This window comes from Stenotrophomonas sp. B1-1 (genome assembly GCF_010894375.1).
Lineage (GTDB): Bacteria > Pseudomonadota > Gammaproteobacteria > Xanthomonadales > Xanthomonadaceae > Stenotrophomonas.
The window spans coordinates 1-5,155 of sequence record NZ_JAAIUZ010000042.1 but is presented as its reverse complement, the minus strand read 5'-3'; the positions used below and the strand labels follow the sequence as shown (position 1 = coordinate 5,155).

At 64.6% G+C, this 5,155-nt stretch carries 6 protein-coding genes; all 6 read left to right on the top strand.

Translation table 11 applies throughout. The features are described from left to right. Positions 1-92 precede the first annotated feature (92 nt). Positions 93-1,508, top strand: coding sequence for a phage tail protein (locus G4G00_RS21475; protein ID WP_240336207.1), 1,416 nt, complete (start codon positions 93-95; stop codon positions 1,506-1,508). A 10-nt stretch (positions 1,509-1,518) separates the two neighbouring features. After that, positions 1,519-2,016 (top strand): hypothetical protein, encoded by a 498-nt coding sequence (locus G4G00_RS21470; RefSeq protein WP_164276519.1) that lies wholly within the window; start codon positions 1,519-1,521, stop codon positions 2,014-2,016. A gap of 390 nt (positions 2,017-2,406) precedes the next feature. Next, positions 2,407-2,931 (top strand): hypothetical protein, encoded by a 525-nt coding sequence (locus tag G4G00_RS21465; RefSeq protein WP_164276516.1) that lies wholly within the window; start codon positions 2,407-2,409, stop codon positions 2,929-2,931. 303 nt (positions 2,932-3,234) lie between these two features. Further along, positions 3,235-3,783 carry a phage baseplate assembly protein V gene (locus G4G00_RS21460; RefSeq protein WP_164276514.1) on the top strand — a complete coding sequence of 183 codons (549 nt, stop codon included), beginning with the start codon at positions 3,235-3,237 and terminating at the stop codon, positions 3,781-3,783. Continuing rightward, positions 3,780-4,130: a GPW/gp25 family protein gene (locus tag G4G00_RS21455; protein WP_164276512.1), complete on the top strand. Its 351-nt coding sequence runs from the start codon at positions 3,780-3,782 to the stop codon at positions 4,128-4,130. The genes G4G00_RS21460 and G4G00_RS21455 overlap by 4 nt, the downstream gene beginning before the upstream one ends. 15 nt (positions 4,131-4,145) lie before the next feature. Further along, on the top strand, positions 4,146-5,155 hold a 1,010-nt coding region (locus G4G00_RS21450; RefSeq protein ID WP_164276510.1), incomplete at its 3' end, for a phage tail sheath subtilisin-like domain-containing protein.

Genomic DNA, 5,155 nt, shown 5'->3' with positions numbered 1-5,155 from the left:
ACCCAGGCGCTGGCCTTTGAGCGATCGCTCGGCCTGGCCGGCGCGCTGCGCCCGGCCGTCTACCGCCGCCTGCGCATTTCCCAGGAGACCCCATGAGCGCCCTGCCGCTAACCTTTACCGCCGCCGGCCGCGCGGCGCTGATCAACGCCCCCAACACCGGCACCCGTGCCGTCACCGTGACCGCCATCGGCCTGACCGAGCAGGCCTTCACCCCCGATCCGGCAGGCGGCGATACCATGCTGCCTGGTGAGTTCAAGCGGCTAGAGACCTTTGGCGGCAAGGCGGTGGCTGAGGATGTCATCCACATCAGCCTGCGCGATGAGGGCAGCGACACCTACGCACTACGCGGCATCGGCCTGTACCTGGACGATGGCACTTTGCTGTGCGTGTATGGCCAGGAGGAGGTGATCCTGGAGAAGTCTGGCCAGGCGATCTTGATGCTGGCCGCCGACATGGTTCTGACCGATGTGGAGGCCACCAGCATCGCCTTTGGCAGCACCGAGTTTCTCAACCCACCAGCCACCACCACCGAGATGGGTGTGGTGGAGTTGACCACCTCGGCCGAGGCGATCGCCGGCACGGATGCGCAGCGCGCAGTGACGTCCGCTGCGATGCGTGCCGCGCTCGATGATCGATTGGGCAAGGGTGCCCCCAATGCACTGACCAGACAGCTACTGGCCGCCGCCACCCAGGCCGCCCTGCGCACCCTGCTCGAGCTCAAGGGCGCCGCCCTCAAGGACGAAGGCGATGGCAACGACCTGGACGCTGATCTACTCGATGGCCAGCACGGCGCCTTCTACCTGGACTGGGCCAACATGACCGGCGTACCGGCCAGCACACACATCCCCGGCCAAGTGTTTGCCTTTGCCGGTGCCACCGCCCCGGCCGGCACCCTGCCGTGCAATGGCGCCGCTGTCAGCCGGCAAACCTATCCTGCGCTGTTTGCCGCCATCGGCACCCGCTATGGCGCTGGCGATGGCGCCAGTACCTTTAACCTGCCCAACCTGATCGAGGGCACCGTGCCGGTGCACCAGAGCGATCAGAGCCGGATCGGTACCGCCACCCACGGTGAGGTCATCGGCCACGCACACCAGGCCAGCACGGCCGGTGCCGGTGGCCACGGGCATGGTGCCAGCTCCAGCGGGGTGGGCGATCACGTCCACGGCAGCTGGACCGACGGCCAGGGCTCGCACAGCCATTATGTCAACGATCCCGGCCATACCCATACCTGGGTCGGACCCAATGCCGGCGGCGGCAGCGGCGGCTGGTCCGCTGCGGGTATCACCTCGCCCAACCCCGTCGGAACCAGCGCCTCGGCCACGGGCATCTGGCTCAACGACGGCGGTCACCATTCCCACAACGTGGGCATGAACGGGGCCGGCAGCCATGCCCATGAGATCTACATCGCCGCCACCGGCGACCACACCCACGACACCACCATCACCGCCACCGGCGGCCTGCGTAATCTGCCGGCCGGCGTCGGTATGCTCTATTGCATCGTCTACTGAGGACGCCTCTATGGATACCTCCGAACACCGCTACGGCCACAGCGTTGATCTGGCCACCGGCGCCTACCTGCGCCCGGTGCGCCTATTCCCTTCCGCCGATGGCACCTGGCCGCTGCCGGAGAACGTGGTGGCCTTTGCGCCCACCGTCGAGCCTGGTCCGTACCAGTGGCTACGCCTGGACGCTGCACGCCAGGCCTGGGAGCTCGTGCCGGACTATCGCGGCGTGATGCTGTGGGACACCGGTACCGCCACCCCGCTGCCCAATCGTTTGCAGCTGGGTGACGACCTGCCGGAAGCGGTGACGGTGCTGCCGCCGCTGACCATCGAGCCGGGTGCGCCGCTGCGCAACGCGTGGAATGCGCAGGCACAGGCCTGGGAGCTGATCCCTGATTACAGTGGCCGACCGCTGTGGCACAAGGCCGACGGGAGCGTTGCATCGCCACTGCCGCCGGGCCAGCCGCTACCTGATGGAATAACTGATCAGGCTCCACCACAGCCCTCTCAGTAGCCACGAGCAATTGTAAGCAAGGAACTGGATGCAACAATTCCTGAAATACGGGCGTGCAAAATTGGACGAGAAATTCGAAGGATATCTATGGCCAGCAACCATATAGCAGGAGCGAAATATGGGCTGGACACTGATGACCATAGGCAGATGTCCGATATCGCGAAGACACGGAGCAGTCGCTAGTCACCGGAAGGGGCTGTATGGGTGTCTCCGAACTCGCCCGCCAATACAAATGGAGTTGCTTTGAACGCTATAACAAACGGAAACACGCAAACCCACCCTGCCGGGAAGGCTGCTTGGATCATTCTTGGGATTGCATGGTTGTGCTTCCTACTCCCACTGCCCGGCATCGGCATATTCGTGGGCTGGCCCCTTAACCTGGTGGCGTTCGTGTTGGCCATCGTAGCCATGGCCAAAGGGGGCGCGACGAAAGGCTTGTTCCAACTCATTCTGTCCCTGGTCGCGTCACCGATTGTCTATTTCATTGGCGTGAGCATCCTAGCCATGGGGGTTAATGCCGCTGCGCAAACCTCCGCACCCAAGGCGAATACATCGAACACGTCAGCCACCGCTGAGCTCACAGATTCTGCGGTGAAAGCGCCCCCAGCCGCCGTGCCGATTTCCGTCTCGGCCGAGCAGCTTTACAGTGCTTACGCGGAAAATGAGATTTCTGCAGATGCCCGCTTCAAGGGCAAGTCGCTGCTAATCTCCGGCAAAGTGCAGTCGATTCAATCCGGTATTGGCGATGACCCGGTAGTGCAACTGGCAGCTGGAACGTTCCAGTGGGTCCAGCTGCATGGACTGTCCAAGGATGTTGCCGCCGGGCTGTCTAAGGGACAGCAGATCCTCGTTCGCTGCAAAGGCCAAGGGGAGACGATCGGTTTCCCTTCTGCCGCTGAGTGTCAGCTGCAGTAGCTAGGCATGACGACCAGCCCAAGAAGGGTTCGATTCCAGCGAACCTAAACATTGCGCCCTCCAGACCTGCCTCGACGGGAGAGACGAAGCAGGATCTGGAGGGGCAATTAGCTCAGGTACCCCACGTGACCTGAGCTCCTTCATCGCGCCAGTTCGCCCACTGGCAGCCCTACCTTCTGCGCAATTCCATCACGCACGCGTGAACGCGTCCGGTCATCACGTACCGTTGTCGTGCGCTTGTACGGTGCGCTGCTACACAGCCCACTCCGTGCGCGCGCGAGTGGCGTGCCGCACCGTATGCGCATGGATTCGCGCCTGCCCCAACAACTCAACAATCTCCTGCGCGAGGGAGCGATCAGCCAGATCGATCACGCCTCGGCGCGTTGTCGCGTGCGCAGTGGTGAAGTACACACCGACCTGATCCCCTGGCTTAGCCCAGCGGCGGGCGCTACGCGCGTGTGGGCACCTCCGTCAATCGGCGAGCAAGTGCTGTTGCTGTGCGTGGATGGCGACCTGGCCAATGCCATCGCCCTCCGCGGGCTGTTCTGCGATGCGTTCCCGGCACCGTCCAGCAGCCCTGACCTGACCCTGATCCAGTTCGCCGACGGTGCCACCGTGGCCTATGACAGCGCTGCACACGCGCTGGCTGCCACCCTGCCCGCCGGCGGGACCGTGTCCATTGTTGCCGATGGCGGCGTGCGCATCACCGGCCCGGTGACCATCACCGGTGATGTAAGCGTGTCAGGTGCGATCGAGGCCAGCGACGATGTCGTAGGCGGTGGCATCAGCCTGGCCGGTCATACCCACCCGGGCGTACAGCCTGGGAGCGGTAACACCGGAGCGCCGCAATGAGCGGCATGAACGCCACCACGGGCCGCGCCATTGCCGGTACGGCACATCTGATGCAATCCATCGCCGACATTCTGACCACCCCGCTGGGCTCACGCGTCCAGCGCCGCGACTACGGCTCGCTGCTGCCGGACCTGATCGACCAGCCCTTCAACGAGCGCACGCGCCTGCAGCTGTTTGGCGCCATTGCCACCGCCTTGATGCGCTGGGAGAGCCGGATCCGGCTGACCCGCATTGCCTTGGCGCCGGCTGGCGCGCCGGGCGCCTTCCTGCTCGAGCTGGACTACCGACCCAGCGATGGCCGCCCGGCCACCTCGCTCACCGTTCCCCTTCGTTTCCCCACCCTCTAACCACAGGAGCCCCCCATGGCCCAGGATTACCACCACGGCGTGCGCGTGGTTGAACTCAACGGCGGCATCCGCCCCATCCGCACCGTGGCCACGGCCATCGTCGGTGTGGTGTGTACCGCTCCCGACGCCGATGAGGCCACCTTCCCGCTGGATATCCCGGTGCTGCTGACCGACGTGCGTGGCGCCATTGGCAAGGCCGGCACCACCGGCACCTTGGCCGGCGTACTGACGGCGATCGCCGACCAGTCCAACCCGGTTACCGTGGTGGTGCGGGTGGAAGAAGGCGAGGATGAAGATGCCACCATCAGCAATGTCATCGGCACGGTGGTCGAGGGCCGTTATACCGGCCTGCAGGCGCTACTGGTGGCCGAGAGCAAGCTGGGCGTCAAGCCGCGCATCATCGGCGCACCCGGTTTGGATCCCAAGCCGGTCACCACGGCCCTGGCGTCGATCTGCAAGAAGCTACGCGCCATTGCCTACGTGGGCGTGGGTGAAGCCAAAACCGTGGCGGAGATCCTGACCTACCGCAAGGAATTTGGCGATCGCGAGCTGATGATGATGTGGCCCGATTTCCTGGCCTGGGATACCACCGCCAATGCCCCGGCCACCAGCTACGCCACCGCACGGGCGATCGGCCTGCGCGCCCTGATCGATCAGCGAACCGGCTGGCACAAGACCCTGTCCAATGTGCCGGTGCAGGGCGTGACCGGCATCAGCGCCGATGTCACCTGGGACCTGCAGGATCCGCAGACCGATGCCGGCCTGCTCAATGCCAATGACATCACCACGCTGATCAACAGCCGCGGCTATCGCTTCTGGGGATGCCGCACGCTCAGTGATGATCCGCTGTTTGCGTTCGAGTCAGCCACCCGTACCGCACAGATCCTGGCCGACACCATCGCCGAGGCGCAGTTGCAGTACATCGACCTGCCCATGCACCCGACCCTGGTCAAGGACATGATCGAGTCGATCAATGCCAAGTTCCGCGAGCTCAAGGCCGGCGGTTACATCATCGACGCCACCGC

Excerpts from the sequence above, each read along its gene's own strand:
- G4G00_RS21470 (WP_164276519.1), top strand. The coding sequence starts at position 1,519 with ATGGATACCTCCGAACACCGCTACGGCCACAGCGTTGATCTGGCCACC.
- G4G00_RS21460 (WP_164276514.1), top strand. The coding sequence starts at position 3,235 with ATGGATTCGCGCCTGCCCCAACAACTCAACAATCTCCTGCGCGAGGGA.
- G4G00_RS21455 (WP_164276512.1), top strand. The coding sequence starts at position 3,780 with ATGAGCGGCATGAACGCCACCACGGGCCGCGCCATTGCCGGTACGGCA.
- G4G00_RS21475 (WP_240336207.1), top strand. The coding sequence starts at position 93 with ATGAGCGCCCTGCCGCTAACCTTTACCGCCGCCGGCCGCGCGGCGCTG.